Source organism: Marseilla massiliensis (assembly GCF_023336985.1).
GTDB lineage: Bacteria > Bacteroidota > Bacteroidia > Bacteroidales > Bacteroidaceae > Prevotella > Prevotella intestinigallinarum.
Window position 1 is genome coordinate 300,513 of sequence record NZ_JAMBLP010000001.1, and the last position, 26,277, is coordinate 326,789.

General features: G+C 54.5%; 27 protein-coding genes. 18 read left to right on the forward strand and 9 right to left on the reverse strand.

Annotation, left to right across the window (positions count from 1 at the left end; genetic code table 11):
* Positions 1 to 26: 26 nt before the first annotated feature.
* Positions 27 to 863, forward strand: coding sequence for a PstS family phosphate ABC transporter substrate-binding protein (locus M3089_RS01145; RefSeq protein ID WP_249081297.1), 837 nt, complete (start codon positions 27 to 29; stop codon positions 861 to 863).
* A gap of 430 nt (positions 864 to 1,293) precedes the next feature.
* On the opposite strand, the gene hemW is transcribed toward M3089_RS01145, so the two are convergent.
* Positions 1,294 to 2,406, reverse strand: a complete 1,113-nt coding sequence (hemW, locus tag M3089_RS01150) for a radical SAM family heme chaperone HemW (RefSeq protein WP_249081299.1) — start codon at positions 2,404 to 2,406, stop codon at positions 1,294 to 1,296.
* 137 nt (positions 2,407 to 2,543) lie between these two features.
* Between hemW and M3089_RS01155 the strand changes: the two genes are divergently transcribed.
* From M3089_RS01155 to rprY, 3 genes are all read left to right on the forward strand, one after another.
* Positions 2,544 to 4,703 (forward strand): elongation factor G, encoded by a 2,160-nt coding sequence (locus M3089_RS01155; protein ID WP_205110256.1) that lies wholly within the window; start codon positions 2,544 to 2,546, stop codon positions 4,701 to 4,703.
* A gap of 347 nt (positions 4,704 to 5,050) precedes the next feature.
* Complete coding sequence (locus M3089_RS01160; RefSeq protein WP_249081300.1) at positions 5,051 to 6,610, forward strand: sensor histidine kinase; 1,560 nt, start codon at positions 5,051 to 5,053, stop codon at positions 6,608 to 6,610.
* A gap of 38 nt (positions 6,611 to 6,648) precedes the next feature.
* Positions 6,649 to 7,347 (forward strand): response regulator transcription factor RprY, encoded by a 699-nt coding sequence (rprY, locus tag M3089_RS01165; protein ID WP_205110252.1) that lies wholly within the window; start codon positions 6,649 to 6,651, stop codon positions 7,345 to 7,347.
* A 180-nt stretch (positions 7,348 to 7,527) separates the two neighbouring features.
* On the opposite strand, the gene M3089_RS01170 is transcribed toward rprY, so the two are convergent.
* Entirely contained in the window at positions 7,528 to 7,707 is a 180-nt protein-coding gene (locus tag M3089_RS01170; protein WP_205110250.1) for a hypothetical protein, read from the reverse strand.
* 577 nt (positions 7,708 to 8,284) lie between these two features.
* Between M3089_RS01170 and rpsF the strand changes: the two genes are divergently transcribed.
* Genes rpsF through rplI form a run of 3 tightly spaced genes read left to right on the forward strand, consistent with a single transcriptional unit; the run spans position 8,285 to position 9,448 of the window.
* On the forward strand, positions 8,285 to 8,629 hold the full coding sequence (gene rpsF, locus M3089_RS01175) for a 30S ribosomal protein S6 (RefSeq protein ID WP_205110248.1): 345 nt from the start codon (positions 8,285 to 8,287) through the stop codon (positions 8,627 to 8,629).
* A 3-nt stretch (positions 8,630 to 8,632) separates the two neighbouring features.
* Entirely contained in the window at positions 8,633 to 8,899 is a 267-nt protein-coding gene (rpsR, locus tag M3089_RS01180) for a 30S ribosomal protein S18 (protein ID WP_104368783.1), read from the forward strand.
* A gap of 15 nt (positions 8,900 to 8,914) precedes the next feature.
* Positions 8,915 to 9,448, forward strand: a complete 534-nt coding sequence (gene rplI / locus M3089_RS01185) for a 50S ribosomal protein L9 (RefSeq protein WP_205110246.1) — start codon at positions 8,915 to 8,917, stop codon at positions 9,446 to 9,448.
* A 153-nt stretch (positions 9,449 to 9,601) separates the two neighbouring features.
* Here rplI and M3089_RS01190 read toward each other — a convergent pair whose 3' ends face one another.
* From M3089_RS01190 to M3089_RS01205, 4 genes are read right to left on the reverse strand one after another with little or no spacing between them, the layout of a single operon-like run.
* Positions 9,602 to 10,723 carry a nucleotidyltransferase family protein gene (locus tag M3089_RS01190; RefSeq protein WP_205110244.1) on the reverse strand — a complete coding sequence of 374 codons (1,122 nt, stop codon included), beginning with the start codon at positions 10,721 to 10,723 and terminating at the stop codon, positions 9,602 to 9,604.
* Positions 10,720 to 11,997 (reverse strand): Na+/H+ antiporter NhaC family protein, encoded by a 1,278-nt coding sequence (locus M3089_RS01195; RefSeq protein WP_249081301.1) that lies wholly within the window; start codon positions 11,995 to 11,997, stop codon positions 10,720 to 10,722. The genes M3089_RS01190 and M3089_RS01195 overlap by 4 nt, the downstream gene beginning before the upstream one ends.
* Positions 11,997 to 13,490, reverse strand: coding sequence for a UxaA family hydrolase (locus M3089_RS01200; protein ID WP_205110240.1), 1,494 nt, complete (start codon positions 13,488 to 13,490; stop codon positions 11,997 to 11,999). Before M3089_RS01200 ends, M3089_RS01195 begins: the two co-directional genes overlap by 1 nt.
* Positions 13,491 to 13,537: 47 nt before the next feature.
* The gene (locus M3089_RS01205; protein ID WP_249081357.1) at positions 13,538 to 14,602 is read right to left on the reverse strand and encodes a LacI family DNA-binding transcriptional regulator; all 1,065 of its coding nucleotides are present in this window, start codon (positions 14,600 to 14,602) and stop codon (positions 13,538 to 13,540) included.
* Positions 14,603 to 14,947: 345 nt separating this feature from the next.
* Between M3089_RS01205 and M3089_RS01210 the strand changes: the two genes are divergently transcribed.
* Both M3089_RS01210 and M3089_RS01215 read left to right on the forward strand, forming a co-directional pair.
* The gene (locus tag M3089_RS01210) at positions 14,948 to 15,844 is read left to right on the forward strand and encodes an RluA family pseudouridine synthase (protein ID WP_249081302.1); all 897 of its coding nucleotides are present in this window, start codon (positions 14,948 to 14,950) and stop codon (positions 15,842 to 15,844) included.
* A gap of 274 nt (positions 15,845 to 16,118) precedes the next feature.
* Positions 16,119 to 16,271 carry a hypothetical protein gene (locus M3089_RS01215; RefSeq protein ID WP_205110236.1) on the forward strand — a complete coding sequence of 51 codons (153 nt, stop codon included), beginning with the start codon at positions 16,119 to 16,121 and terminating at the stop codon, positions 16,269 to 16,271.
* Here the strand turns inward: M3089_RS01215 and menA are convergent.
* Positions 16,264 to 17,175, reverse strand: coding sequence for a 1,4-dihydroxy-2-naphthoate octaprenyltransferase (menA, locus tag M3089_RS01220; protein ID WP_249081358.1), 912 nt, complete (start codon positions 17,173 to 17,175; stop codon positions 16,264 to 16,266). The genes M3089_RS01215 and menA overlap by 8 nt on opposite strands.
* Positions 17,176 to 17,313: 138 nt before the next feature.
* Here menA and M3089_RS01225 point away from each other — a divergent pair, with 138 nt between their 5' ends.
* The gene (locus M3089_RS01225) at positions 17,314 to 17,946 is read left to right on the forward strand and encodes an HD domain-containing protein (RefSeq protein ID WP_205110234.1); all 633 of its coding nucleotides are present in this window, start codon (positions 17,314 to 17,316) and stop codon (positions 17,944 to 17,946) included.
* Between the two features lie 41 nt (positions 17,947 to 17,987).
* Here the strand turns inward: M3089_RS01225 and M3089_RS01230 are convergent, their stop codons facing one another.
* Positions 17,988 to 18,431, reverse strand: a complete 444-nt coding sequence (locus M3089_RS01230; RefSeq protein WP_205110232.1) for a hypothetical protein — start codon at positions 18,429 to 18,431, stop codon at positions 17,988 to 17,990.
* A 181-nt stretch (positions 18,432 to 18,612) separates the two neighbouring features.
* Here M3089_RS01230 and M3089_RS01235 point away from each other — a divergent pair, with 181 nt between their 5' ends.
* From M3089_RS01235 to galE, 8 genes are all read left to right on the forward strand, one after another.
* Positions 18,613 to 19,041 carry a SoxR reducing system RseC family protein gene (locus M3089_RS01235; protein WP_249081303.1) on the forward strand — a complete coding sequence of 143 codons (429 nt, stop codon included), beginning with the start codon at positions 18,613 to 18,615 and terminating at the stop codon, positions 19,039 to 19,041.
* 27 nt (positions 19,042 to 19,068) lie between these two features.
* On the forward strand, positions 19,069 to 19,974 hold the full coding sequence (locus M3089_RS01240; protein WP_249081304.1) for a Fe-S cluster domain-containing protein: 906 nt from the start codon (positions 19,069 to 19,071) through the stop codon (positions 19,972 to 19,974).
* A gap of 5 nt (positions 19,975 to 19,979) precedes the next feature.
* Positions 19,980 to 21,326, forward strand: coding sequence for an electron transport complex subunit RsxC (gene rsxC, locus M3089_RS01245; protein WP_249081359.1), 1,347 nt, complete (start codon positions 19,980 to 19,982; stop codon positions 21,324 to 21,326).
* A gap of 6 nt (positions 21,327 to 21,332) precedes the next feature.
* Positions 21,333 to 22,331, forward strand: a complete 999-nt coding sequence (locus tag M3089_RS01250) for an RnfABCDGE type electron transport complex subunit D (RefSeq protein WP_205110226.1) — start codon at positions 21,333 to 21,335, stop codon at positions 22,329 to 22,331.
* Positions 22,328 to 22,963 carry an RnfABCDGE type electron transport complex subunit G gene (locus M3089_RS01255; RefSeq protein WP_249081305.1) on the forward strand — a complete coding sequence of 212 codons (636 nt, stop codon included), beginning with the start codon at positions 22,328 to 22,330 and terminating at the stop codon, positions 22,961 to 22,963. The genes M3089_RS01250 and M3089_RS01255 overlap by 4 nt, the downstream gene beginning before the upstream one ends.
* A gap of 42 nt (positions 22,964 to 23,005) precedes the next feature.
* The gene (rsxE, locus tag M3089_RS01260) at positions 23,006 to 23,590 is read left to right on the forward strand and encodes an electron transport complex subunit RsxE (protein WP_205110222.1); all 585 of its coding nucleotides are present in this window, start codon (positions 23,006 to 23,008) and stop codon (positions 23,588 to 23,590) included.
* A gap of 2 nt (positions 23,591 to 23,592) precedes the next feature.
* On the forward strand, positions 23,593 to 24,195 hold the full coding sequence (gene rsxA, locus M3089_RS01265; protein WP_205110220.1) for an electron transport complex subunit RsxA: 603 nt from the start codon (positions 23,593 to 23,595) through the stop codon (positions 24,193 to 24,195).
* A 127-nt stretch (positions 24,196 to 24,322) separates the two neighbouring features.
* Entirely contained in the window at positions 24,323 to 25,360 is a 1,038-nt protein-coding gene (gene galE / locus M3089_RS01270) for a UDP-glucose 4-epimerase GalE (RefSeq protein WP_205110218.1), read from the forward strand.
* A 568-nt stretch (positions 25,361 to 25,928) separates the two neighbouring features.
* Here the strand turns inward: galE and M3089_RS01275 are convergent.
* Positions 25,929 to 26,237: a PG1828 family lipoprotein gene (locus tag M3089_RS01275; RefSeq protein WP_239483868.1), complete on the reverse strand. Its 309-nt coding sequence runs from the start codon at positions 26,235 to 26,237 to the stop codon at positions 25,929 to 25,931.
* Positions 26,238 to 26,277 lie beyond the last annotated feature (40 nt).

Sequence of the window (26,277 nt, forward strand, 5' to 3'; positions counted from 1 at the left end):
CAAGACATTCATAAACTCACAACGACATGAAATTTACAAGACTGATTGCCATTGCAGTGATGGCCGCTTGTGTGCAACTGTCCAACGCACAGAAGATAAAGGGCAGCGACACAGTGTTGCCTGTGTCACAGGAAGCCGCCGAGACATACATGAACCAACATGCGGGTGCACGTGTCACGGTGACAGGTGGCGGTTCGGGTGTGGGCATATCAGCCTTGCTCGACGGCACTACAGACATAGCGATGGCTTCGCGCTCCATCAAGTTTAGCGAGAGGATGAAACTGAAGAAGAGCGGCAAGCAGTTGCGCGAGGCGGTGGTGGCATACGACGCGCTGGCTGTGGTTGTCAACCCGGGCAACCCGGTGACAAACCTGACGCGCCAGCAGCTGGAAGACATTTTCAGGGGCAAGATAACCAACTGGAGACAGGTGCGCGACGCAGTGACCGGCAAGCGCGGCGAAGACCTGAAGATAATTGTTTATTCGCGCGAGACGTCGTCGGGCACGTATGAGTTTTTCAAGACCAGCGTGCTGCACGAGAAGAACTACATGGCCGGAGTGCTCTCGATGCCGGCCACGGGAGCCGTGATACAGTCGGTGAGCCAGACGCGCGGCGCCATCGGCTACGTGGGCATGGCTTATGTCAACAAGCGCGTCAAGGCCATAAAGGTGTCGTACGACGGCAAGCGCTTCGTCTATCCGAGCATGGCGACGGGCAGAGACCACACTTATCCTATCATCCGTGAGCTGTATTACTATTATACGGCAGACAAAGACAATGTGGTCAAGCCGTTCATAAACTACTTGCTGTCTGACGCAGGGCAGAAGATTGTGATGAAAAGCGGCTACGTGCCTGTCAGGTGACAGGCATGCGCCAAAGGCTTAGATAGGTATTTGGGATAATGCTGAGGATGGCCGCCGGTATTGTACAGTGGTGCAATGCCGGCGGCCTTTGCCGTTTGGACGGGCCGGGCTGCCGTGGGAATAAGCCCGGCCGGACGGTGCCTTTTCCTTACAAATCGTGCCCGGCGATGCGGGCGGTGCCGTTTGGCCACGCCGTTCGGCCCGTTTGGCACCTCAATACAGCCCGTTTGGCAATGCGGAACGGGCCGTTTTGAATCACAGTCATGCGCTTCTTGCCAACCGGTTGGCTGTCAGGCAGTTGGCCGGACGTGCCACGTGCAAGTCCGCCTTTTGACTTATCTTTACATAATGCAGGCATTGCAGCACTGTGTCAGCGGCGCGGCGGGGCATTTGCCAAGCCAATGGCCCGCAGGCTCTGCCACGCCTTTGCCTACACGTCCATGAGGTCGCTCATAATCATGTCGCTCACAAAGATGCCGCGTCGGGTGAGCCTCAGTCGGCCGCCACGGCGTTCGAGCAGTCCGTCGGCAATGTATTTGCCGGCAGCCTGCAGGCACACCGACAGGTAGTGGCGGCCGAAGTCGCTGCAGAGCTTGTCGAGGTCAATGCCCTCGCATGTGCGGAGCGACAGCATCACCCTGTCGTTGTATCGCGCCCTTTCGTCGAGCACCTCCCTTTCCATAGGCACCACGCCATGCCCGATGGCCTCGATGTACTTGTCGACGTCGGCCACGTTCCATTGCCTACTGCCCCCGTCATACGAGTGGGCGGCCGCCCCGATTCCCATATATGGCACCTCGCGCCAGTAGTTTCCGTTGTGCCTTGAGCGTCGGCCCGGCAGCGCGAAGTTGCTAATCTCATAGTGCTCGTATCCCGCAGCCTCCATCCTGCACGCCAGGTCATCGTACATCTGCCGGCAGGTCTCCTCGTCGGCCTCGGCCACGAGCCCCCGCCGCAGCATGGAGTACAGCGGCGTGCCTTCCTCGAACGACAGGCAGTAGGCCGATATGTGGTCGGGCTCGAGGGCCAGCGCACGTTCGATGTCGGCCGCCCACTGCCCGGGTGTCTCGCCGGGGAATCCATATATCAAGTCGATGCTGATGTTGCCGATGCCGGCCCGGCGCAGTGTTTCGACGGCCCGGCCCACCTCCGCCGCGTTGTGGCGGCGGCAGATGAAACGCAGCCTGGCGTCATCGAACGTCTGGGCCCCCATGCTCACCCTGTCTACATGCAGCCCGGCCAGTGTCTGGGCCAGTTGCGGGGTGACGTCGTCGGGGTTGCACTCCACCGTCACTTCCTCGGCCTTGCCGGTGTCGATGGCCCCGAACAGCCGGCTCAGCAACTCGGGCGACAACTGGCTGGGGGTGCCCCCGCCGAGGTATATCGTTTGCGGAGCCTCGCCAAGATAGTCGCGGCGCAACTCAATCTCGCCGCACAGGGCGTCGACGTATCGCCTTGCGGCACACGAGTCGGTGGTCGAATAAAACCCGCAGTATATGCAGCGGCTTTTGCAAAAAGGTATGTGTACGTATAATCCTGGCATAGTTTGAATTTTAATGCAAAAATACTAATTTTGCTTAACCGCAGAAAACTTTGCCTTGTATTAATTGCCTTTCTCGAAGAAAAACATTACCTTAGAGGCCGATTATATCTTAAGTACCAACTTAAATCTATGACGATATGAGAGTATATCAGACAAACGAGATTAAAAACATTGCACTGCTTGGCAGTGCGGGTAGCGGCAAGACAACTCTTGCCGAAGCAATGCTCTACGAAGCCGGCATCATAAAGCGCCGCGGCTCCGTTGAGGCAAAGAACACCGTAAGCGACTATTTCCCCGTGGAACAGGAGTATGGCTACTCTGTTTTCTCTACGGTGTTCCACGTAGAATGGAACAACAAGAAGCTGAATATCATCGACTGCCCCGGTGCCGACGACTTCGTGGGCGGCGCGATAACGGCACTCAATGTGACCGACCAGGCCGTGATACTCATCAACGGGCAGTACGGGCCCGAGGTAGGGACACAGAACAACTTCAGATATACGGAGAAACTGAAGAAGCCGGTAATCTTTCTCGTTAACCAGCTCGACAGCGACAAGTGCGACTTCGATGCCATCGTGTCGTCGATGAAAGACATCTACGGCCCGAAGTGCGTCCAGATACAGTATCCTATAACAACAGGCCCGGGCTTCAATTCGCTCATAGATGTGCTCCTGATGAAGAAATACTCGTGGAAGCCCGAGGGCGGCGCACCGATAATCGAGGACATACCGGCCGAAGAGATGCCCAAGGCCATGGAGCTGCACAAGGCTTTGGTGGAGGCGGCGGCCGAAAACGACGAGGGCCTTATGGAGAAATTCTTCGAGGAAGAGGCCCTCACGGAAGACGAAATGCGCGAGGGCATACGCAAGGGACTTGTGACCAGGAGCATCTTCCCGGTGTTCTGCGTGTGCGCAGGCAAGGACATGGGCGTGCGCCGGCTGATGGAGTTCCTTGGCAACGTGGTGCCGTTTGTGAGCGAGATGCCCAAGGTGCACAACACAAGAGGCGAGGAGGTGGCTGCCGACAGCAACGGCCCGACGTCGCTCTACTTCTTCAAGACCGGCATGGAGCCGCACATCGGCGAGGTGTCTTACTTCAAGGTGATGAGCGGTACGGTAAAGGCCGGTGCCGACCTGACCAATGCCGACCGCGGCTCGAAGGAGCGTCTGGCACAGATATTTGCCTGCGCCGGGGCCAACCGAATACAGGTCGACGAGATGTGTGCAGGCGACATAGGCTGCACGGTGAAGCTGAAGGACGTGAAGACTGGCAATGCGCTCAACGGCAAGGACTGTGAATACAAGTATGATTTCATAAAATACCCCAATTCGAAGTACTCGCGCGCCATCAAGGCCGTCAACGAGCAGGAAACCGAAAAGATGATGGCTTCGCTGATAAAGATGCGCCAGGAAGACCCGACATGGGTGGTGGAGCAGAGCAAAGAGCTGCGCCAGACGATTGTGCACGGGCAGGGTGAGTTCCATCTGCGCACGCTGAAGTGGCGCATGGAGAACAACGAGAAGATACAGGTCAAGTTCGAGGAGCCGAAGATTCCTTACCGCGAGACCATCACCAAGGCCGCACGTGCCGACTACCGCCACAAGAAGCAGTCGGGCGGAGCCGGTCAGTTTGGCGAGGTTCACCTCATCGTGGAGCCCTATGCCGACGGCATGCCCGACCCGACAGTGTTCAAGTTTGGAGGCCAGGAGTACCGCATCAACGTGAAGAACAAAGAAGAAATCGACCTTGAGTGGGGCGGAAAGCTCGTGTTCATCAACTCCGTTGTCGGTGGCGCCATCGATGCCAGGTTCATGCCGGCCATACTCAAGGGTGTGATGGAGCGCATGGAGCGCGGCCCGCTCACCGGAAGCTATGCCCGCGACGTGCGTGTCATTGTGTACGACGGCAAGATGCACCCGGTAGACTCCAACGAATTGTCGTTCATGCTTGCCGGCCGCAACGCCTTTGCCGCCGCTTTCAGGGAGGCAGGCCCGAAGATTCTTGAGCCTATCTACGACCTGGAGGTATATGTGCCGGCCGATTTCATGGGCGACGTCATGAGCGACCTGCAAGGCCGCCGGGCCATGATAATGGGCATGGACAGCGAGGCCGGCTACCAGAAGCTGCAGGCTAAGATTCCTTTGAAGGAATTGTCGAACTACAGCATCTCACTCAGCTCTATCACGGGCGGGCGCGCTTCGTTCACAACGAAGTTCGCAAGCTATGAGCTTGTGCCCAACGACATACAGCAGCAGCTTGTCAAGGAGCACGAGGCCGAGCTGGCAAGTGAGGATTGACGAAGCCCTGGCCTTGCGGCATACGTGCGGCGGGCCGGACTGGTTTTGATGGATATTACGAGCCGTGGCGGCCCGGGAGTGTGTCACATTCAACTGATGGCAGAGGCATCCCGGGTGGCCACGGTCTCTTTGTGGGGCAACGCGGCCGGTCCGGCATGGCCTTGCCGCACTGCCGCGGGCGTGGGCGCGTGGTGGCATGACAATGTTCCAGGCCTTGCCTTGATGCCGTTCTATATAATTGAATATATGAAAGTAAAAACTCGCCTTTGGGTTAATAATGTTAAATGAGGCTGAAATAATTAACTGATTAGGGTTAAAGTTTCAGGTTTTAAGTTATCTTTGCCGACATGAAAAAATCAACGATATGGGCGATAGCAATTGTGATGGGCCTGTCATTCTTGGGATTGCTTTTCATGCAACTGTCGTACATCGAAGAGATGGCGAAGATGAAGAAGGAACAATTCGATGAATCTGTCAATCGCAGTTTGTATCAAGCGTCGAGGAACCTTGAGGTTAACGAGACGCTCCGATATTTGGAGAAAGACGTCAACGAGACCGAGCGGCGCGCTTTCAGGCAGGATTCGGTGATGACCCGGTCCGGTAAATTGAATGATGTCGTGCAGCATTCGCATCAGTATGCGGTGGCCGGCAAGGACGGAACCGTGTATTCCTCGTTCCAGCTAAAGACCATAACGACCAAGCCTTCTGCCGTGCCAAAGGCGATAATACTGCGTTCAGACAAGAACACCATAAGCGAAGCGTCGAAGTCTTTGCAGGAGATTGTCCGCAACAGGTATGTGTATCAGAAGACACTGCTCGACGAAGTGGTTTACAACATACTCTACACGGCGAGCGACCGCCCGCTGAAGGAGCGCATCAACTTCCGCCTGCTGGACCAAGACCTGCGTGCCGAGTTGCTCAACAACGGCATCAACATACCTTACCACTTCACGGTGTCGACAACCGACGGGCGCGAGGTGTACCGCTGCCCAGACTATACCGACGAGGGCGAGGCGTACACTTACTCGCAGATTCTGTTCAGGAACGACCCCTCATCCAAGATGGGTGTGCTCAAGATACATTTCCCCGACATAAACAGTTATATCTTTTCGAGCATACGGTTCATGATACCCTCGGTGGTGTTTACGATAGTGTTGCTCATCACCTTCCTGTTTACGATAATCGTTATATTCCGCCAGAAGCGTTATACGGAGATAAAGAACGACTTCATCAACAACATGACGCACGAGCTGAAGACGCCCATCGCCAGCATCTCGCTGGCTTCGCAGATGCTCAACGACGACAGCGTGACAAAGAGCCCCACGATGATGAAACACCTCGGAGGCGTCATCAACGACGAGTCGAAGCGCTTGCGGTTCCTTGTCGAGAAGGTGTTGCAGATGTCGATGTTCGACAAAGAGAAGGCCGTCTTCAAGAAAAAGGAGCTCGACCTCAACGAGATGGTAGAGGGGGTGGCCCATTCGTTCTCGCTCAGGGTGGAGCATACGGGCGGCAAGATATACACCGACATCGAGGCGGTGAACTCGAAGATATATGTAGACGAGATGCATTTCCAGAACGTTATCTTCAATCTCATGGACAATGCCGTCAAGTACAGGAATCCCGACAAGCCGCTCGACATATACCTCAAGACCTGGAATGACGACGAGCACCTTTATCTTTCGGTGCGCGACACGGGAATAGGCATAAAGAAAGAGAACCTGAAGAAAATCTTCGAGAAGTTCTACAGGGTGCACACAGGCAACCGCCACGACGCCAAGGGCTTCGGCCTGGGGCTCGCTTACGTGAAGAAGATAATCGACTTGCACAAGGGCGAGATACGCGTTGACAGCGAATACGGCAAGGGCACGTGCTTCGTCATCACGCTCCCGGTGATAAAAGACTGATTGGCAAACAAAATATTAACACTTTAAAATTTTAGATTATGGACGAGAACCTGAAGATTCTTCTTTGCGAAGACGACGAGAACTTAGGCATGCTGCTTAGGGAATACCTTGCTGCCAAGGGCTATACGGCTGAGCTTTGCCCCGATGGTGAAGCCGGTTACAAGGCTTTCCTCAAGAGCAAGTTTGATATCTGCGTGCTCGATGTGATGATGCCGAAGAAAGACGGTTTCACTCTCGCGCAGGAAATACGTGCGGCCAACGCTGAGATACCTATCATATTCCTCACTGCCAAGACGCTGAAGGAAGACATCCTTGAGGGTTTCAAGATCGGAGCCGACGATTATATCACCAAGCCATTCTCAATGGAAGAGCTTGTTTTCCGTATAGAGGCCATACTGAGGCGCGTGCGCGGCAAGAAGAACAAGGAGAGCACAATATACCACATAGGGCGTTTCACGTTCGACACACAGAAGCAGTTGCTTACCATCGGCGACAAGCAGACCAAGCTGACAACCAAGGAGAACGAGCTGCTGGCCCTTCTTTGCAGCCACACCAACGAAATATTGCAGCGTGACTTTGCTTTGAAGACAATCTGGATTGACGACAACTATTTCAACGCCAGGTCGATGGACGTGTATATCACGAAGCTGCGCAAGCACCTGAAGGACGACGACCAGATTGAAATCATCAACATTCATGGCAAGGGCTACAAGCTCATTGCCCCCGAGGAAGACTGATGGCGTGATGCGGCCCGAAGGCCCGTGGCATGCACCTCACGGCAGATTGTGGAGCAGCCAAGGCTGACGGACGGAAGCGCACAAAGTGATTCAAGCCTGAAACCGATACTGGCAACTGCCGGGTTTCAGGCTTGCTTCGTTTCCACATGCCGGGGCAAACGCCACGGGGCGGTACGTCGGTCAGTACTTGCTCTCGTGTTTTATTGCAGCTACGTGCATTATTATGCCCGCCATTATCAAGCCGAGGCCAGACAGCAGCACCTTGTTGTTGTCGGTCCATCCGGCAAAATAGCTTGCCACAAGTAGCAGAGCCCCAATGGTCACGAGGGCTATGCCGATGTCTTTCAGCCGATTCTTCATTTCACTGACGTATTTTAGTGATGGTTCTCCTGCGCCCGCCGTCTTGCCACCGGGCGCAACCGGCTGCAAAGATAATGCTATTTTGCAGATTGGCCAAGCCCATTGTTTGTTTTTCGTTTGCATCCGACGCTGAGGCTTTGTGTTGCCGTTGACTTGCTTCGGCGGGGCTGCCGTTGGTGCAGACGGCTTGTGGCAAGGCATGCCTCGCCGCCCGTCACGGAATGGCAGCCGGTGGGCCATCCTGTCATTCGGGCCGTTTTGCATTGCCGCATGGGCCGTTTTGCATTGCCATACGGCCTGTTCCGCATTGCCATACGGCCCGTTTCCCAACGTCCTGCAGGCCAGCGGGTTGTGGCGGCATGCTTCAGGCAGCAGGGCGGGGTGGCCTGTTGACGTGCTGTGGCCACACCCCGTGCTGCCCATTGCGTAGCGCCTGCGGCAGTGCCGGGCGGGTCGGCGCCCTGTTTTTTACAATATTGCAGGCAAAAAAGCATTAAAAGTTTGGCCGTTTCGCAGAAAAGCAGTACCTTTGCACCGCATTTTGCAAAAATAATAATTTAATCAATTCAATTCAAGTATGAATCAATACGAAACCGTTTTCATTTTGACTCCCGTTTTGTCTGATGAACAGATGAAGGAAACGGTCGCAAAATTCAAGAGCCTCCTTACCGACAATGGCGCGGAGATTCTGAACGAAGAGACCTGGGGACTGAAGAAAATGGCTTATGCTATTCAGAAGAAATCAACGGGTTTCTATTGCCTGTTGGAGTTCAAGGCAGAGCCAACAATCGTTAAGAAGCTCGAGACCGGCTATCGTCGTGACGAGAAAGTTATTCGCTACATCACTGTAAAGCTCGACAAGTATGCCGTTGAGTATGCAGAGAAGAGAAGAAACAAACTTGCTAAAAAAGAGGAGGCTTAAACCATGGCACAAGAATCAGAGATTAGATATTTGACTCCACCCTCAGTGGATACGAAGAAAAAGAAGTACTGCCGTTTCAAGAAGAGTGGCATAAAGTATATCGATTACAAGGATCCCGAGTTCCTTAAGAAGTTCCTCAACGAGCAGGGAAAGATTCTGCCCCGCCGCATCACGGGCACTTCACTTAAGTATCAGCGCCGTGTGGCCCAGGCTATCAAGCGTGCACGCCAGATAGCTTTGCTGCCTTATGTAACTGACTTGATGAAATAATAAGGAGGAGACAGAATGGAAATAATACTGAAAGAAGATATCATCGGTCTGGGATTCAAGAACGATATTGTAAACGTTAAGTCCGGCTACGGCCGCAACTACCTCATCCCCACAGGCAAGGGCGTCATCGCTTCGCCGTCGGCAAAGAAGGTGTTGGCTGAAAACCTCAAGCAGCAGGCTCACAAGCTGGCTGCCCTGAAGGCCGAGGCTGAGAAGAAGGCTGAGGCACTGAAGGACGTTGCCCTGACCATAGCAGCAAAGGTGAGCGCCACCGGTGTTACCTACGGCTCTGTCAATGCCGCCCAGGTGGCTGCCGAACTGAAGAAGCTCGGCCACGACATTGACCGCAAGATTATCGTGATGCGCGACATCAAGAAGGTTGGCGACTATGTTGCAACAATCCACTTCCACAAGGAAGTTGCCGTTGAGCTGCCTGTAAAGGTGGTTGCAGAGAACGCTCCGAAGGAGGAGGCTCCCGCTCAGGAAGCTCCTGCACAGGAGGTTGCCGCTGAGGCACCTGCACAGGAAGAGGCACAGGCTGCAGAATGATTCATCGCTGCAAGGCGCGTTATATCATAGCTTTCTAATCCCGGAGACATCTCGATGTTTCCGGGTTTTTGTTTGTTTCCGGGTTTTGTATGGTTGACGGACGAAATCGCCAATGTGCGTGCAGGCGTTTGCCAAGGTCGTTTTCCGGCAGGGCTATTCCTCGATGTGCGACAGAGAGTGGGCAAACGACGATGACAAGGCCGTGATTGACTCAGCGGGATAATAGCCGAAAAAGCGCGCCACATGCTTCAGTTGCCATGTCATCGCCCCCGAGTCGCTAGTGCGCACAAATATGTTCTTGCCTTGGGTGAAGTACCAGTCGTCGCTGTGTCCGGCCTTGAAACTGAATATGTCGTCGTTCACTTTCTTTGTGTCTTTGCTGCCCTTGGCGTCCATGAAAGGTATCTCGTCTTCTTCAAATTTGAAGAACTCAACCAGCATGGCGCCCTCCAACTGGGCCATTCTCCTGAAGTGTAGCTGGTCAATCCATTTTTGCAGCTTCACGAAGTCAATGCTGTTGCCGGCTTTTCTCAGCGTCATGCCGAGGTCTACGAGCTGCCTCAGCCTGATGCCCTCAATGATGGTGTAGTGGGCTATGCGCAACATTGTGAGCAGCAGGCCCAGCGTTGGCGGCAGCGTTTCAATCTTTGAGTCGCCTATGTATATGTAGGTAGAGTCGCAGCAGCGCACCTCCCTGTTGATGATGCCCTGCAGTTTCTTGTTCAAGAAGAAGTTGGTGAGCCTGATGGCCTGCGTGTAGTGTTCCACCTCAAGGCCGTTGTAAGAGTATTGCAGTGTGCCTCGCTCGGTCTTGCATGCCTGTTGCCCGTTGGCTTTTGCCCATGCCTCGGCCTTCTTGGCTTGCGGGGCGTAGGGCAGGAAGATGTCTACGTCGCCGTTGGTTCTGTGCGACGGCTCGTCGTAGAGAGCAGCCAGGCTCTGCCCGTGCATCAGTATGGGGCGCATCTGCTCGTGGTTCATCGCGTCGAAGAGCCTGGCCAGGCCGTCAAGGCCTTCAGTGTAGGCTTTGACAGTCTGGTCTTTGGTCTTTTCCCATTTGGCTTTCAGGCCTGGTGGAATTTGCATGAAGAAGTCGTCGCCGTATAGCTTTATGCCGTCATATACGAGCGTTGCCACTCCGTGGACTAACGATATGTTATACAGCGTATTCCATTTCCATGGCGACATGGGTTCGATTGCCTCGCCCGTGCAGCCGAAGGCTCCTCCGCGCAACAGGCGGAAGAAATTGCGCTGTATCACTTCCATTACCATCATGAGAATCTGCGTGGGTATCTGAACAATATAGCCAAGACCGCGGCTATGCCTATGGCAGCCGGGTAGTAGAGGTAGGGCATGATGCTGACCGGGTTTATGGAGGCCAGTCCGGCGCCCATTAGAATCTGTGCCCCGTATGGTATCAGGCCCTGGGTGCAACACGACATGGTGTCGAGAATGCTTGCGCTCTTGCGGCTGTCGATGCCAAACCTGTCGCCGATGCGCTTTGCTATGCCACCGACAGTGATGATGGCAACAGTGTTGTTGGCAGTGCACACGTTGACAAGGCTCACGAGTGCCGCTATGCTAAGCTCGGCGCCACGCTTTCCGTTGACGTGTCGCGTGATGCCGTTGATAATGCAGTCGATGCCGCCTTTCTCTTTTATGAGCTCAAGCATGCCTCCTGCCATCATGGTGATGATAATCAGTTCGCCCATGTCGGCTATGCCCTTGCCCATTGACTGCATCCATCCGAAGACGTCAAAAGCCCCGTCGGCAATGCCGATGGCGCCTGTGAGCATTATCCCAACGGTGAGCACGGCCATGACGTTCATGCCCAGCAGTGCTGTGACAAGCACTACGATGTATGGTATCACCTTTGCATATTGAACCTCGGGGATGTTGCCCGGCGCCTCGATGCCGTGGCCCAAGACAGCATACAAGGCAAGAATGACGATGGCAGGGGGGATGGTTATGAAAGCGTTGACCCTGAACTTGTCGCTCAGTTTGCACCCCTGTGTCGACGTGGCGGCTATCGTCGTGTCAGAGATGAACGACAGGTTGTCGCCAAAGAATGCCCCGCCCACGACAACGGCCGTCAGCATCGGCACGCTTGCCCCCGTGGATTCGGCTATGCCGGCGGCTATTGGGGCCAGCGCAACGATTGTTCCCACGCTCGTGCCTATGGACAGCGAGATGAAGCAAGCGGCCAGGAAGAGCCCCGCTAAGAGCATTCCTCCTGGCAGAATGTCGAGAGTCAGGTTGACAGTGGCGTCGATGCTGCCCATCGTCTTGGCGCTGTTGGCAAATGCCCCGGCCAATATGAATATCCATAGCATGAGCATCATGTTGCCCGTGCCGGCCCCGCGGCTGAAGATGTCGATGCGCCGCCGGAGCGGAATGCCTCCGCTCACGGCAATGGCGTATATCGACGATATCATGAAAGCTACGGTTATTGGCACCTTGTAGAAGTCGCCTGCAATGATAGAGGTGACCAGATAGAGGCCGATGAACACCAGTAGGGGGCTTAAAGCGATGAAGCCTTTCCTGTCCATCAGAGCGTCACGCCATTTTTGAAGATAGCTATCTCACGGTAATCATTTATTTCGTTGCGAGCCTTCTCGCCGCTTGCCACCGACAGAATCTTGCCGATGAACTCCCTTGTCAGCTCTTTCATCGGCTTGCCCTCAATGAGCTGGCCTGCGTTGAAGTCAATCCAGTTGGGCTTGCGTGCGGCGAGTGTGGGGTTGGTTGCAATCTTCATGGTAGGCACGAAGGTGCCGAACGGCGTGCCGCGCCCTGTTGTGAACAGCACAATCTGGCAGCCTGCCGATGCCAGTGCCGTAGAAGCCACGAGGTCGTTGCCCGGTGCCGAGAGCAGGTTGAGCCCGTTGGCTTTCAGTCGGTCGCCGTATTCGAGCACCCCGCTTACCGGTGCCCTGCCGCACTTCTGTGTGCATCCGAGCGCCTTGTCTTCGAGAGTGGAGATGCCTCCGGCCTTGTTGCCCGGCGAAGGGTTCTCGCCCACGGGCTCGCCGTGGCTGAGGAAATACTCCTTGAAGTTGTTTACCATGCTTACGGTCTGGTTGAACAGCTCCACGTTTTCGCACCTGTTCATCAGTATTGTCTCGGCCCCGAACATTTCGGGAACCTCGGTCAGTATAGTCGTTCCGCCCTGGGCCACGAGCCAGTCGGAGAATTCGCCAACGAGCGGGTTGGCTGTTATGCCGCTGAAACCGTCGCTGCCGCCGCATTTCAGTCCCACGCGCAGCTTGCTTACGGGCACGTCCACCCGCTCGTCGGCCTTGGCCTTGGCGTAGAGGCCTCGCAGTATTTCCATGCCGGCCTGCAGTTCGTCGCCCTCAACCTTTTGCACAACGAGGAACTTGATGCGCTCGCGGTCGTAGTCGCCGAGCAGTTTTTCGAATTGCTCCGGCTGGTTGTTCTCACATCCCAGGCCGAGCACGAGCACACCGCCGGCATTGGGATGCAGGGCGATGTCGCGCAGAATCTTGCGTGTGTTCTCGTGGTCGCCGCTCAGTTGCGAGCATCCGTAGTTGTGGTGCCATGCATATACAGAGTCTATCCCTTCGCCGTTGGTCTCGGCACGGAGCATGGCTGCCAGCTTTTCGGCAATGCCGTTGACACAGCCCACGGTTGGAACGATCCATATCTCGTTGCGGGTGCCTACCTCGCCGTTGTTCCTCACGTAGCCCTTGAACGTGAGTTTCTCGTCTTCGATGTCCAGTTTCTCGTCGACGGGGCTGTAAGTATACTCCAGCGTGCCGGCAAGGTTGGTCTTCAGGTTGTTCTCGTTTACCCAGTCGCCGGCCTTCAGGTCTTGCCTTGCGTGGCCTATCGGGTATCCGTACTTGATGACGTTTGTACCCTGCGGCGTGTCTTTGATAAGTATCTTATGGCCCGCCGGCGTATCTTGGTTTACTTTGATTTGAGTGCCGTCAACATCGATTGTTGTGCCCATTGCCATGGGTTGCAGGCACACGACGACAGTGTCGGCCGGATTAATTTTTATGAATGTTTTTTCCATAATGTTTGTTGTATGTAATAAAACTAATAATTTGCAGTTTGCGGAGCCTACAGTTGGGTGCGCCTGTAGAAGTCTACGTTCTCCTTGGTCAGTATCTCTATTGGCATGTAGTTGACCGGGTTGATTTTCTTTTTTAGCACAATGGCGTCGAACAGGGTCTGCACACAGGCATAGCCCTGCATGTAGCCGTGCTGCGCTATGAGGAACGAGATTGAGCCCTGGCGCACGCATTCCGCGTTTTTGCTCACCATGTCGTAGCCCATTATCTGCACGTTGCGCCTGTTGCTCCTCAGCAGGAACTCGCCCACGATGTGCGCCTTGGAATTGAACGTGATGCAATGGTGCACGTCGGGGTGCGAGTCGAAGAACTCCTCGAGTATGGTGTCGTATTCCTCGCGCTCGCCGTCGAGTGGCAGGTCTACGTCTATTATGTCGACGTCGGGGAAGTGGTCGTGCATGTAGTGGCGGAATCCCGTCTCCCGGTTTTCCTGCTGCTTGCTGGCCACGTTGCCGTTTTTGGTCTGCTTCATCAGCATTATCTTCGATTCCTTGCCGGCAATCAGCATTAGCATTTTCCCTGCGAAGTATCCGCTGCAGAACGAGTCTTGCCCGTAGAACGACAGCGGCTTGAGGTCGGGCATGTAAGAGTCGAGCAGTATGAAGGGTATGCCTCGCTCGTGCAGGGCGTCGGTAAACTTCCTTGTAGCGTCGAGCTTCGACGGCACTATTATTATTCCGTCGGGCTCTTGCTTAAGGCACTCCTCCGTGACTTTGGCAAACGTGTCGAGGTTGAACCTCTTGTAGTACATCATCTTGACTTTGATGTTGAAGTCGCGCCTGTGGTCGCGTGCGCTCATGGCGCCCTCCTCAATCTCGTCCCAGTATGCCTCGGCCTCGTGTTTGGGTATTATGCAGTAGAAGTTGTAACTCTTGTTGCATGCCAGTGCGCTTGCGTACATGTTGGGGTGGTAGTCCATTTCCTTCAGGGCTTTTTCCACTTTTTCCCTCGCTGTCTTAGATACATTGGGCCTGTTGTGGAGCACTCTGTCGACTGTGCCGACCGAAACGCCCGACAGTTCGGCTATATCCTTTATCCTAATCTTTTCTGGAATCATGTCCATAATCTGTCATTTATGCTTCGGCAAAAATACCAATAAATTTTGAATTGTGCGAATGCACAGTGCAATATTTTGCCTGTTTTGATGCTTTTGTCGCCATGCAGACCTGTCTGTGCGCCAATTGTGGGGTGGGGTGGCGGCCTGCCGGCTGCCGTGTCTTGCTGTGGTGGGCGCCCGTTTCTGTGCGCTTGCCGTGCGTGTGGGGTGCCGGGGCATATTGGCTCGGCCGCCGTCAGTTCAAAAAACAGCGGCCAGCACTCCTCATTATTGCGCCAATGGTTGTGGATAATCGATTTTTTTGCGCTATCTTTGCACCCGAATTAAAAACAGGCATAGCAGATGAGACATTATTCCGACTATAACAACAAGGATGAATACTGGCATTTTGGCGTCGACGAAGAGCAGGGCCTGCTCGACTTCTTGCTGGCCAACGCCAAGGAGAGCCGCACAAAGGTGAAGGCAACACTCAAGGGGCGCGGGGTCAAGGTGGACGGCAAGACAATCACGCAGTTCGACTTCAGGCTCATGCCCGGCATGAAGGTGTCTGTCAGCAAGACCAAGCGCAACCAGAATGTGCTGAAGAACAGGTTTGTAAAGATTGTGTATGAAGACCGCTGGCTGGTTGTGGTGGAGAAGGCTCCGGGCATACTCTCGATGGCTGCGGGCCATTCGTCGCTCAACGTCAAGGCTGTGCTCGACGACTATTTCCACAAGTCAAGGCAGAACTGCCGGGCCCACGTGGTGCACAGGCTTGACCGCGACACGAGCGGGCTGATGGTTTACGCCAAGGACATGGAGACCGAGCAGATACTTGAGCACAACTGGCACGACATTGTTTACGACCGCAGGTATGTGGCCGTTGTGAGCGGCGAGATAGTGGAGGAGGGCGGCACCGTGGCCAGCTGGCTCAAGGACAACAAGGCCTTCGTCACATATTCGTCGCCCGTGGACAACGGAGGCAAGTATGCCGTGACCCATTTCCGCGTGCTCGACCGCACCACCGACCACTCGCTTGTTGAGTTTAAGCTCGAGACCGGGCGCAAGAACCAGATTCGAGTGCATTCGGCCGACATTGGCCACCCTGTGTGCGGCGACGTGAAATATGGCAACGGCGACGACCCGCTGCACCGCCTGTGCCTGCATGCCTACGTGCTCTGCTTCTTCCACCCCGTCACCCGTGAGCGCATGGAGTTTGAGATGCCGGTGCCGTCTGCGTTCAGGAGCATGTTCAGATGATTGGTAAAACATTCCGACAATAGCCCGCCTGCCATGCGGCATGGTCCCCGCGGCTCTGCCATACGGGCCGTTTGGCATGGTGGCGGGGCCTGTTTGGCACTGCCGGACGGGCCGTTTGGCGCGGCCGTATGCGCCGTTGCGCAACACGCTTGCCCACAGGCAGTTGGCTCGCCAGGCCATCTTTGGCGAAATATATTGATAAAATGCAGCAGCCCATGCGCTCCGCACGGAAATGCCGTCGGCAGTGGGCATGGGCCATCTTAATTGTAATTGAATGGAAAACTTAGTATATTATGGAGCGGCGCTGCTGATGATAATCATCGGCATAGTCATAATCAAGAAAGTGGCGGGATGCCTTGTCAGGACAGTTGTAACCATAGTGTTGCTGGCCCTGCTCGCCGCCCTTTACTACCATTACTTCAGATGATGAGCACGCCGGCGCTCACGGCAATGCCGTAGACGAGTATGTTTCTTGCTGTCTCGCCGAGGCAGGCGTTGAGGGCCTTGCCTTTGTTTATGCGCACAATCCTGCGGTAGGTCAGCACGTGCAGCGGCAGGTAGGCCATCAGCGGCAGGGCGAAGGCCAACGGGTGGCCGGCAAAGGCCGATACGGCCCCGAGCAGGCATGCCGTAAGGCCGCTGCTGAGGTAGAGCATGCGCCCGCAGTGGGCGCCGAGCCTTACCACGAGCGTGTTCTTGCCGGCTTCGCGGTCGGTGTCGCGGTCGCGGTAGTTGTTGACGAGCAGCAGGCAGTCGATGACCAGGCCGCACGATACCGATGCAGCCAGCACCTCCCACGTGCACGTGTGCAGTTGAATGTAGTAGGTGATGCACACCGGCACGAGGCCGAAGAACACGAGCACGAGCACGTCGCCCAGCCCAACGTACGACAGGTAGGTGGTGTATAGGAAGCAGAAAACCACACACACGGCCCCCACGAGTATCATCTCTACACCGCCGTAGAATATCAGCGGCAGGCCGGCAACGCATGCGGCGATGGTGGTCAGGGCAATGGCGTATCTCATAGACCGGGGCTTCACCCATCCCTGGGCGCAGGCGCGTCGGGGGCCCAGGCGCTTTTCGGTGTCGTCGGTGCCCTTGATGAAGTCGAAATAGTCGTTGATGAAGTTGGCGTCAATCTGCATGATCATCGCAAACAGGAAGCACAGCGCCGCGGCAGTCCAGTCGAATGCCAGGCCCGAGCCGGCCGCATCGCTGTATGCCAAGGCCAAGCCTATCATCACCGGCACGGCCGCTCCCGAAAGTGTCTTGGGCCTTGCCGCCAGCATCCAGGCCTTGGCCGAATTTTGTCTTACCGTTTCCTTTTCCATGATTTTCTTCAAAATATATTTGCAAAAGTAGGCATTATTATGTATATTTGCAAAAATATTCCACAAAAAACGACCGGCGGCAGTTGGCAGGGGCGTTTTTCCGCCCGGGCCGCCGGCAAGAAAATAGGTATCGTTATTATGATTGGCAACACTGCAAGCCTTGACTTGGTCGAATTCATCGAGACGAGCATACTACCGGCATACGCCGACTTTGACAAGGCCCACGGCCTTGCGCATGTGAACAGGGTGATAAAGCGTTCGCTGGAACTGGCCTCGTCGGTGGGCGCTAACATCGACATGGCTTATGTCGTGGCCGCATACCACGATATAGGCATGTCGGGCCCGAGGGCCGTCCACCATATCACCGGCGGCAAGATACTGGCGCGCGACATGCGGCTCAGGCGGTGGTTCTCGCCCGAGCAGATAAAGATAATGAAAGAGGCTGTTGAGGACCATAGGGCTTCGGCCTCACACTCGCCGCGCAGCATCTACGGCAAGATAGTGGCCGAGGCCGACCGTGACTTGGAGCCCGACACCGTTTTCAGGCGCACCATACAGTTTGGCCTGTCCAATTACCCGCAACTGGACAAGGAGCGGCAGTGGCAGCGGTTCCGCGAGCACCTCGACAACAAGTATTCGTCGCACGGCTACATGAAGCTGTGGATACCGGGGTCTGACAATGAGCGCAAGCTCAACGAGGTGCGCTCATGCCTGGCTGACCCGGTCAGGCTGCGCGCAGTGTTCGACAGGATTTACGGCGAGGAGGCTTAGCCCGGTGGCCCCGCCAGGGCCATGGGCACGGGCCGCGCCGGTCATTTCTCGTCGAGCAGCTTCTTGAGGAAGTCGTCGAGGTCTTTGTCGAGGTCGGGCATCATGTCGGGGTCTATTATCACCGTGTCGCCGTCGACGATGTACAGTTCGGCCACCGCCTCCTTGTCTTCGTCTTCGAGCACAAACGAGAAGGGCTTTATCAGCGACATCCCCTCTATCGTAGACCTCAGCTTTTCGAGCGACTTGCGCATTGTCGATGTTATCGATTCGTAGAAATCGTCGTCAACATTGTTTATCCACGGCTCGATGACCGTTCGCGTTATTTCCTTGTCATTGTCGTCGAAGGCCACAAGCTCACCCGTCTCCTGGTTTGCCCTGAAGTGTATGTCGGTCATGAGGGTGGCCTCTACGGTTGGCGGAAACTTGTCGGCGACTTTCTTTATTGTGCGCTCGATTTGTTGCAGTGCTTGTTCTGTTGCTTTCATATCTATAGTCCTTATGTTCATTTGGCTTTATATCCACAGCGATACAAAAGTATAAAATATTTTGAAGAGCCGCAAACGATTGCGAATGTTTTTTGAAAAATGTTATTGTTTTTATTTGCGTTTTCGAAAGATAATGCTACCTTTGCATAATGTAAAGTCGGGTTTGCATTTCCTCCGGCGTATGAATAACATGACAGACAGCATCAGGCATTCTGGTATAGTAGACTCGGTTGGCGATGATTGCGTCAGGGTGCGCATACTCCAGACATCAGCTTGCGCATCGTGCAAGGTGGCCGGATATTGCAACGCATCGGAGAGCAAGGAGAAAGTGATAGATGTCTACGGCACGGTCTATGCCGCAACTGTAAAAGTTGGCGACCACGTGGTGGTGACAGCCTCGCGCGAGGTGGCCTTCAAGGCGTTGCTGTGGGCGTTTGGGGTGCCTTTCATTATATTGGTGGCCGTTCTCTTTGCTGTGGTGGCGGCCACGTCCGACGAGACCGTCGGGGCGCTATCGGGCATGGCAGCGCTGGCACCTTATTATCTTGTGCTTTACTTCCTGCGTGGCAGGATGCGCAGCAAGATGACGTTTCGCATAGAGAAAGATTAAATTATAACTTAAAACAAACAATTTATTATGGATCTTGTTTTGGTCGCGGTAATAGCTCTTGGTGCCATCGGGCTGGTGTCGTCCACCGTCCTGTATGTGTGTTCCAAGAAGTTCGCCGTGAAGGAAGACGCCCGCATAGGCGAGGTTGCCGAGCTCTTGCCGCAAGCCAATTGCGGCGGTTGCGGCTTCGCCGGTTGCGCCGGCCTGGCCGACGCCTTGGTCAAGGGTGCCGATGCCGGGAGCATCGAAGGCTTGTTTTGCCCTGTCGGTGGGCAGGAAGTGATGGGAAAGGTGGCCGACCTCTTGGGCATGGCCGTTGCCAACACCGAACCCATGGTTGCCGTTGTGAGGTGTAACGGCACGTGCGCCAACCGTCCGCGAATAGCCGAGTATTCGGGCTTGCGCACGTGCGCCGCCATGCACGCGTGCGGTGCCGGCGAGACGGCTTGCGGCTATGGCTGCCTCGGTTGCGGCGATTGCGTGGCTGCGTGCCAGTTCGGCGCCATCTCGGTCAATCCCGAGACAGGCATCGCCGAGGTCGACGAAGACAAGTGCACCTCGTGCGGGGCATGCGTGAAAGCCTGTCCGCGGGGCATCATCGAGTTGCGCAAGAAAGGCCCAAAGGGCAGGCGCATCTATGTGAGCTGCGTCAACCGCGACAAAGGGCCTGTGGCCATGAAGGCGTGCAAGGCAGCCTGCATAGGTTGCGGAAAATGCCAGAAGGAGTGCCAGTTTGATGCCATCACAGTGGCAAACAACGTGGCATACATCGACCCGGCCAAGTGCCGCCTGTGCAGGAAGTGCGAGAAGGCATGCCCGACCCACGCCATCGTGTCGGTGAATTTCCCCGCCCCGAAGCCGGCAGCCCAGCCTGCCGCCAGCGTCGGCGCGGCCAATGTGGAACCTGTAAACGAAGGAGAGGCAAAGCAATGAACATAATAAGGACATTTAGGATAGGTGGAATCCATCCGGAAGAAAACAAGCTGACACACGAGGTCGAGACCGTTGTGGCCCCCCTGCCAAAGCAAGCCATATTCCCATTGTCGCAGCATATCGGCGCCCCGGCCAAGCCCGTGGTGAAGAAAGGCGACCGGGTGAAGGTGGGAACGATGATAGCCGAGGCCGGCGGTTTTGTGTCGGCACCGATATTCTCGTCGGTTTCGGGCACGGTGGTCAAGATTGACACTGCTGTCGACGCCACCGGCTACCGTACCCCCGTGATAATTGTCAACGTAGAAGGCGACGAGTGGGAAGAGGGCATAGACCGCTCCGACAAGCTCGAGACCGTTGAGGCCCACCCCGAACTGACGCCGGAGGGCATTGTGGAGAGCGTTAAGGCGGCCGGCGTGACCGGCATGGGCGGAGCAGGCTTCCCAACGTTTGTCAAGCTGTGCCCGCCGCCGACGGCAAAGGCCGAATGCGTAATAATCAACGCGGTAGAGTGCGAACCATACATCACATCAGACTACCGCCTGATGATGGAGCACGCCGACGAGATTGTCGTGGGCTTGCAACTGCTCATGAAGGCGGCCAAGGTAGACCGGGGATACATAGGCATAGAGGTGAACAAGCCCAAGGCCATAGCCCTGCTGACAGAGAAAGTGAAAGCCGACCCACGCATCGAGGTGGTGCCGTTGAAGCAGCGCTATCCGCAGGGAGGCGAGAAGCAGCTCGTCGACGCCGTAATACGCCGCCAGGTTCCGGCCCCGCCCGCCATACCTGTCAATGTCGGCGCAATAGTGCAAAACGTCGGAACGGCGTTCGCCGTATACCAGGCCGTGATGAAGCACAAGCCGCTGTTCGAGCGCTACACCACCGTCACGGGCAAGCGCCTGGCCCACCCGGGCAATTTCCTCGTGCGCATGGGGACCCCGATGAGAGAGCTCATCGACCTTTGCGGCGGCATGCCTGAGGGCGACAACAAGCTTTTGGCCGGCGGCCCGATGATGGGCAAGGCGCTGAGTTCGGTCGACGTGCCCGTGTGCAAGGGTACGAACAGCGTGACTGTGATAAGCGACAGCGAGGCCAGGCGCAAGCCCGCCGACCCGTGCATAAGGTGCGCAAAGTGCGTGAGCGTGTGCCCCATGGGGCTGGAGCCATACTTGCTGGCAACGGCTTCGGCAAAGCAGATGTGGGACAAGGTGGAGGCCGAGTGCATCACTTCGTGCATAGAGTGTGGCTCATGCCAGTATACATGTCCGTCGCACAGGCCGATATTGGACAACATACGCTTCGGAAAGTCAAAAGTAATGGGCATCATTAGGGCCCGTAATGCTAAAAAGTAAACAAAAATGGGTAAGTTAATAGTATCTTTGTCTCCACATGCGCATGGCACGGATAGCGTGGAGCGCAATATGTATGGCGTGATAATAGCATTGCTGCCTGCCCTGATAGTGTCGTTCTTTTACTTCGGGATAGGCTCATTGGTGGTGTGCGCGGCAAGCGTAGTGTCATGCGTTTTCTTCGAATGGCTCATCAACAGGTTTGTGCTGAAGAGCGACAGGCTGACCGTATGCGATGGGTCGGCCATCCTGACGGGCTTGCTGCTTGGCTTCAACCTTCCGTCAAACCTTCCCGTGTGGATAATAGTGCTGGGGGCACTCGTGGCGATAGGCGTGGCAAAGATGACATTCGGCGGACTGGGATGCAATGTGTTCAACCCGGCTCTGGTAGGGCGTTGCTTCCTGCTGGTCAGTTTCCCGGCGCAGATGACGTCATGGCCGGTGGTGGGGCAGCTCGGTAGCTACCTCGACGCAGAGACAGGCGCCACGCCGCTCAGCCTGATGAAGACAGCGATAAAGACCGGCGATGCGTCGGTGCTCAACGACCTTCCAGACTCGCTCCACCTGTTGCTCGGCAACAACGCCATGGGCGGAGCCGGCACCATTGGCGAGGTGTGCGCCCTTGCGCTCATCATCGGCCTGGTGTACATGCTTTGGAAGAAGATAATAACATGGCACATCCCGGTCAGCATCATAGCCACCGTGTTCGTGGTTAGCGGATTGCTGCACCTGGCTAATCCCGTTTATGCCGACCCCGTGGCCGTGGTGCTCAGCGGCGGACTCATGCTCGGCGCCATATTCATGGCCACCGACTATGTGACATCGCCCATGACGCACAAGGGCCAGCTAATCTACGGCGTTGCCATAGGCCTTCTTACCGTCCTTATTCGCAATTGGGGCAGTTACCCCGAGGGAATGTCGTTTGCCATACTTATTATGAACGCATTCACTCCGCTAATAAATACTTATGTGAAACCAAAACGCTTTGGGGAGGTATTGCAGAAATGAAGAAGTTAGAGTCATCGCTTACAAACATGGTTGTCGTGCTCGTCGCTGTGGCGGTAATTACCGGCGGGCTTCTGGCGTGGGTCAACAATTTCACCGCCGAGCCAATAAGGGCACAAAAGGAGCTCGTGCTCGCCGAGGGCATCAAGAGCGTAATGGGGGTCGATGACATCACGGTGACAGAGAAAGACACCATCACCGAGAATGTCGACGGCAAGGATTGCGAGTTTGTCTTGCACAAGGTGAGTGATGCCAACGGCAAGTTCATCGGAGCTGCCGTGGAAAGCTCAAGCATGGGCTTCGGCGGCGACCTGAAGCTGCTTGTTGGGTTTGATGCCGAGGGCAAGGTGCTCGGCTACACCGTGTTGCAGCATTCCGAGACACCGGGGCTTGGGGCCAAGGCCGACAAGTGGTTCCAGAAAGACGGCAAGGGAAACATCATAGGGCGCGACCTTTCCGACGGCAAGCCGCTTGTTGTCGACAAAGACGGGGGCGATGTTGACGCCATCACTGCGTCAACCATCACTACAAGGGCATTCCTCAAGGCAGTCAACCAGGCTTATGCCGTATATGCCGGACAGGATGCCGATGCTTCAAGTGGTGCCTCGAAGCGTGCGCATTCCGGCGAAGAGTGACGTTAGGGGCATTGTATTATAACAGATTAAACCGAACGATATATGAATTGTTTTAAGATATTAATGAATGGTATTGTCAAGGAGAACCCAACGTTCGTGTTGCTTCTTGGCATGTGCCCAACGTTGGCTACCACGACATCGGCAGTCAACGGCATGTCGATGGGGCTGGCCACGATGTTTGTGCTGATATGTTCAAACCTGGCGATATCTCTTATCAAGAGCCTTACCCCCGACATGGTCAGGATTCCGGTGTTCGTTGTCGTCATCGCTTCGTTTGTGACGATATTGCAGATGTGTCTCGAGGCTTACCTGCCTTCCATAAACAAGTCGCTGGGAATTTACATCCCGCTGATTGTCGTCAACTGCATCATCCTGGGGCGTGCAGAGGCCTTTGCCTGCAAGAACGGGCCTGTGGCCAGCCTTTTCGACGGAATTGGCATCGGGCTTGGCTTCACGCTGGCCCTTACCGTGCTCGGCATGGTGAGAGAATTGCTTGGGGCCGGTTCGGTGTTCGGCGTTGTTTTGCTGCCGGAGACATACAACGTGCTTCTGTTCGTACTGCCTCCGGGGGCGTTCATCACATTGGGATTTCTGATTGCAATTGTCAATAAGTTCAAAAAAGCTTAGTCATGGAGTATTTACTGATATTTATATCCGCCATATTTGTGAACAACATTGTGTTGTCGCAGTTCCTGGGAATATGTCCATTCCTCGGGGTATCCAAGAAGATTGACACCGCGTTGGGCATGGGGGCTGCCGTGGCTTTTGTACTTACGTTGGCAACCATCGTCACTTACTTGGTTCAGAAGTGGGTGCTTGATCCGTTTGGCATACAGTATCTGCAGACCATTGCGTTCATTTTGGTCATAGCGGCGCTTGTCCAGATGGTCGAAATCATCATGAAGAAGGTCTCGCCGGCGCTTTATCAGGCCCTGGGTATCTTCCTGCCGTTGATAACAACCAACTGCGCAGTGCTTGGAGTTGCCATACTTGTGATACAGAAAGACTACAACTTGCTGCAGAGCGTAGTATACGCCTTCTCTACGGCATTGGGCTTTGGCCTGGCACTGACGGTGTTTGCCGGCATGCGCGAGCAGCTGGCGCTGGTAAACATACCGCGCGGCATGCGCGGCATGGCCATCGTTTTGGTCACTGCCGGACTGCTGAGCCTTGCGTTCATGGGCTTCTCTGGTGTTGACGGGGGACTGCGGGTGCTGTTCGGCATCGACTGACCGGCGCACAGCCTGAATATAAAGAGACTGAAAGGTGAAATTATATTTTTTTTATCTTTCAGCCTCTTTTCTTTTTCACATTTATATTATCTTTGTAGAAGCAATGTAAGAACAAACAACGATAAATATGAAACAGACAATTTTGGTTACTGGTGGTACTGGCTTTATCGGTTCACATACCACAGTTGAATTGCAAAATGCGGGTTACAAGGTGGTCATCGTTGACAATCTGTCAAATTCGCAGGCGAGTGTAATTGACGGGATTGAGAAAATTACCGGCGTGCGCCCGGCTTTCGAACAAGTGGACTGCCGTGACATGGACGCAATGGACAAGGTCTTTGCCAAGTACCCCGACATCGAAGGTATAATACATTTTGCCGCAAGCAAGGCTGTTGGTGAGAGTGTGGAAAAGCCGCTTTTGTATTATCGTAACAATATTGTCAGCCTGCTCAATCTGCTTGAGCTCATGCCAAAGCATGGGGTGAAGGGAATCATCTTTTCATCGAGTTGCACGGTATACGGACAGCCCGACCCCGAGAACCTCCCCGTTACTGAGGATGCCCCGATAAAGCCGGCCGAGAGCCCTTACGGCAATACAAAGCAAATAAACGAGGAAATCATACGCGATTATATAAACAGCGGTGCTGACATCAAGGCTATACTGCTGCGTTATTTCAACCCCATCGGTTCGCATCCGTCGTCAATCATCGGTGAGATGCCCAACGGAGTTCCAATGAACTTGATACCTTATGTAACTCAGACGGCCATCGGAATACGTGAGCAGTTGAAGGTGTTCGGCAATGATTACGACACTCCGGACGGCACTTGCATACGCGATTATATCTATGTGGTCGACCTGGCAAAGGCTCATGTCAAGGCCATGGAGCGTGTGCTTGACACTGACAGCGACAAGCTCGAGGTGTTTAACGTGGGCACAGGCCACGGAGTCAGCACGAAGCAAATCATTGATGCGTTCGAAAAGGCTACGGGCGTAAAGTTGAATTGGGCGTATGCACCGAGGCGTGCCGGCGACATTGAGAAGGTTTGGGCCAATCCGGAAAAGGCAAACAAAGTGCTTGGATGGAAGGCAGAAACAAGCCTTGAGGACACATTGAGGTCGGCATGGAACTGGCAGAAGAAACTTCGTGAGGAGGGAATACAGTAATTCAACATCGCATTATTACGCATACGGCGACTCTGTCGGGCATTCTGTTGCTGGCAGAGCCGCCTTTTTCATTTCCAGCTACAGCCCGTATGTAGTATAGCTCCGTTTATATACTACTCCATTTCCATTAATATAGTAGTTTAACTTCGTTCATATACTGCTATAGCTCAATTAATGTCATGCTATAGCTCAATTAATGTCATGCTACAGCCCAATTAATGTCATGCTACAGCCCAATTAATGTCATGCTATAGCTTCATTTACATAATACCTAAAGTTTCGGGCTTATACTACGGCGTCTTGGTTCTCCAACTGCTATTGATTGTAGCTGTTGGACAATTGTTCCAGCCTTCTTGCAATCGTTTCCGGCTTTTTGCAATGTTTTGAAGGCCTTTTTCTTGTCCTTGTTTTGCCGTCACTGTCATTGTTATCCATACTGTTGCGTAACAAAGCCAGGCATGCCTTATGTGTATGTGCCGTTGGTTTCGCACATCGGCAGGGGCAAAACAAAAAAAACCGTCGGACTAAGTCCGGCGGTAATTCTCTCACTGTTCGTTGTTGCAACTGATTACTCAGCAACAGTGCTATCAACAGCAGCAGGAGCAGCAGCGCTGTCAGTAACGGTTGTGTCGATAGCTGCGGTGTCTACGGTTGCTACGGTGTCAGAATCAACGGGAGCAGCCTGGTTTGTCTTGTTACCGCAAGATGCGAAAGAAATAGCTGCAACAGCTACGAACATAAATACCAATTTTTTCATTTTCTTTGCTTTTTTAGTCTGTAAAACAATCATTTGTTTATTAAAACGTTGCAAAGGTATATATTTTTTTGATAGGTTGTTCTTTTTTTTGGTACTTTTTTTATGCCTCTTTTGTAACATTTTTATAAGTAGCTGATAATCAGCTTGATATCAAGTGTTA

What these genes read in the sequence shown, in the direction of transcription:
- M3089_RS01235 (WP_249081303.1), top strand. Translation starts at nt 18,613, where the DNA reads ATGAATAACATGACAGACAGCATCAGGCATTCTGGTATAGTAGACTCG.
- M3089_RS01195 (WP_249081301.1), bottom strand. Translation starts at nt 11,997, where the DNA reads ATGGACAGGAAAGGCTTCATCGCTTTAAGCCCCCTACTGGTGTTCATC.
- rsxE (WP_205110222.1), top strand. Translation starts at nt 23,006, where the DNA reads ATGAATTGTTTTAAGATATTAATGAATGGTATTGTCAAGGAGAACCCA.
- galE (WP_205110218.1), top strand. Translation starts at nt 24,323, where the DNA reads ATGAAACAGACAATTTTGGTTACTGGTGGTACTGGCTTTATCGGTTCA.
- M3089_RS01215 (WP_205110236.1), top strand. Translation starts at nt 16,119, where the DNA reads ATGGAAAACTTAGTATATTATGGAGCGGCGCTGCTGATGATAATCATC.
- rplI (WP_205110246.1), top strand. Translation starts at nt 8,915, where the DNA reads ATGGAAATAATACTGAAAGAAGATATCATCGGTCTGGGATTCAAGAAC.
- M3089_RS01200 (WP_205110240.1), bottom strand. Translation starts at nt 13,490, where the DNA reads ATGGAAAAAACATTCATAAAAATTAATCCGGCCGACACTGTCGTCGTG.
- M3089_RS01225 (WP_205110234.1), top strand. Translation starts at nt 17,314, where the DNA reads ATGATTGGCAACACTGCAAGCCTTGACTTGGTCGAATTCATCGAGACG.
- M3089_RS01160 (WP_249081300.1), top strand. Translation starts at nt 5,051, where the DNA reads ATGAAAAAATCAACGATATGGGCGATAGCAATTGTGATGGGCCTGTCA.
- M3089_RS01170 (WP_205110250.1), bottom strand. Translation starts at nt 7,707, where the DNA reads ATGAAGAATCGGCTGAAAGACATCGGCATAGCCCTCGTGACCATTGGG.
- rpsR (WP_104368783.1), top strand. Translation starts at nt 8,633, where the DNA reads ATGGCACAAGAATCAGAGATTAGATATTTGACTCCACCCTCAGTGGAT.
- M3089_RS01145 (WP_249081297.1), top strand. Translation starts at nt 27, where the DNA reads ATGAAATTTACAAGACTGATTGCCATTGCAGTGATGGCCGCTTGTGTG.
- rpsF (WP_205110248.1), top strand. Translation starts at nt 8,285, where the DNA reads ATGAATCAATACGAAACCGTTTTCATTTTGACTCCCGTTTTGTCTGAT.
- M3089_RS01190 (WP_205110244.1), bottom strand. Translation starts at nt 10,723, where the DNA reads ATGATGGTAATGGAAGTGATACAGCGCAATTTCTTCCGCCTGTTGCGC.
- rsxA (WP_205110220.1), top strand. Translation starts at nt 23,593, where the DNA reads ATGGAGTATTTACTGATATTTATATCCGCCATATTTGTGAACAACATT.
- hemW (WP_249081299.1), bottom strand. Translation starts at nt 2,406, where the DNA reads ATGCCAGGATTATACGTACACATACCTTTTTGCAAAAGCCGCTGCATA.
- M3089_RS01275 (WP_239483868.1), bottom strand. Translation starts at nt 26,237, where the DNA reads ATGTTACAAAAGAGGCATAAAAAAAGTACCAAAAAAAAGAACAACCTA.
- M3089_RS01250 (WP_205110226.1), top strand. Translation starts at nt 21,333, where the DNA reads ATGGGTAAGTTAATAGTATCTTTGTCTCCACATGCGCATGGCACGGAT.
- M3089_RS01155 (WP_205110256.1), top strand. Translation starts at nt 2,544, where the DNA reads ATGAGAGTATATCAGACAAACGAGATTAAAAACATTGCACTGCTTGGC.
- rprY (WP_205110252.1), top strand. Translation starts at nt 6,649, where the DNA reads ATGGACGAGAACCTGAAGATTCTTCTTTGCGAAGACGACGAGAACTTA.
- M3089_RS01210 (WP_249081302.1), top strand. Translation starts at nt 14,948, where the DNA reads ATGAGACATTATTCCGACTATAACAACAAGGATGAATACTGGCATTTT.
- M3089_RS01230 (WP_205110232.1), bottom strand. Translation starts at nt 18,431, where the DNA reads ATGAAAGCAACAGAACAAGCACTGCAACAAATCGAGCGCACAATAAAG.
- menA (WP_249081358.1), bottom strand. Translation starts at nt 17,175, where the DNA reads ATGGAAAAGGAAACGGTAAGACAAAATTCGGCCAAGGCCTGGATGCTG.
- M3089_RS01240 (WP_249081304.1), top strand. Translation starts at nt 19,069, where the DNA reads ATGGATCTTGTTTTGGTCGCGGTAATAGCTCTTGGTGCCATCGGGCTG.
- M3089_RS01255 (WP_249081305.1), top strand. Translation starts at nt 22,328, where the DNA reads ATGAAGAAGTTAGAGTCATCGCTTACAAACATGGTTGTCGTGCTCGTC.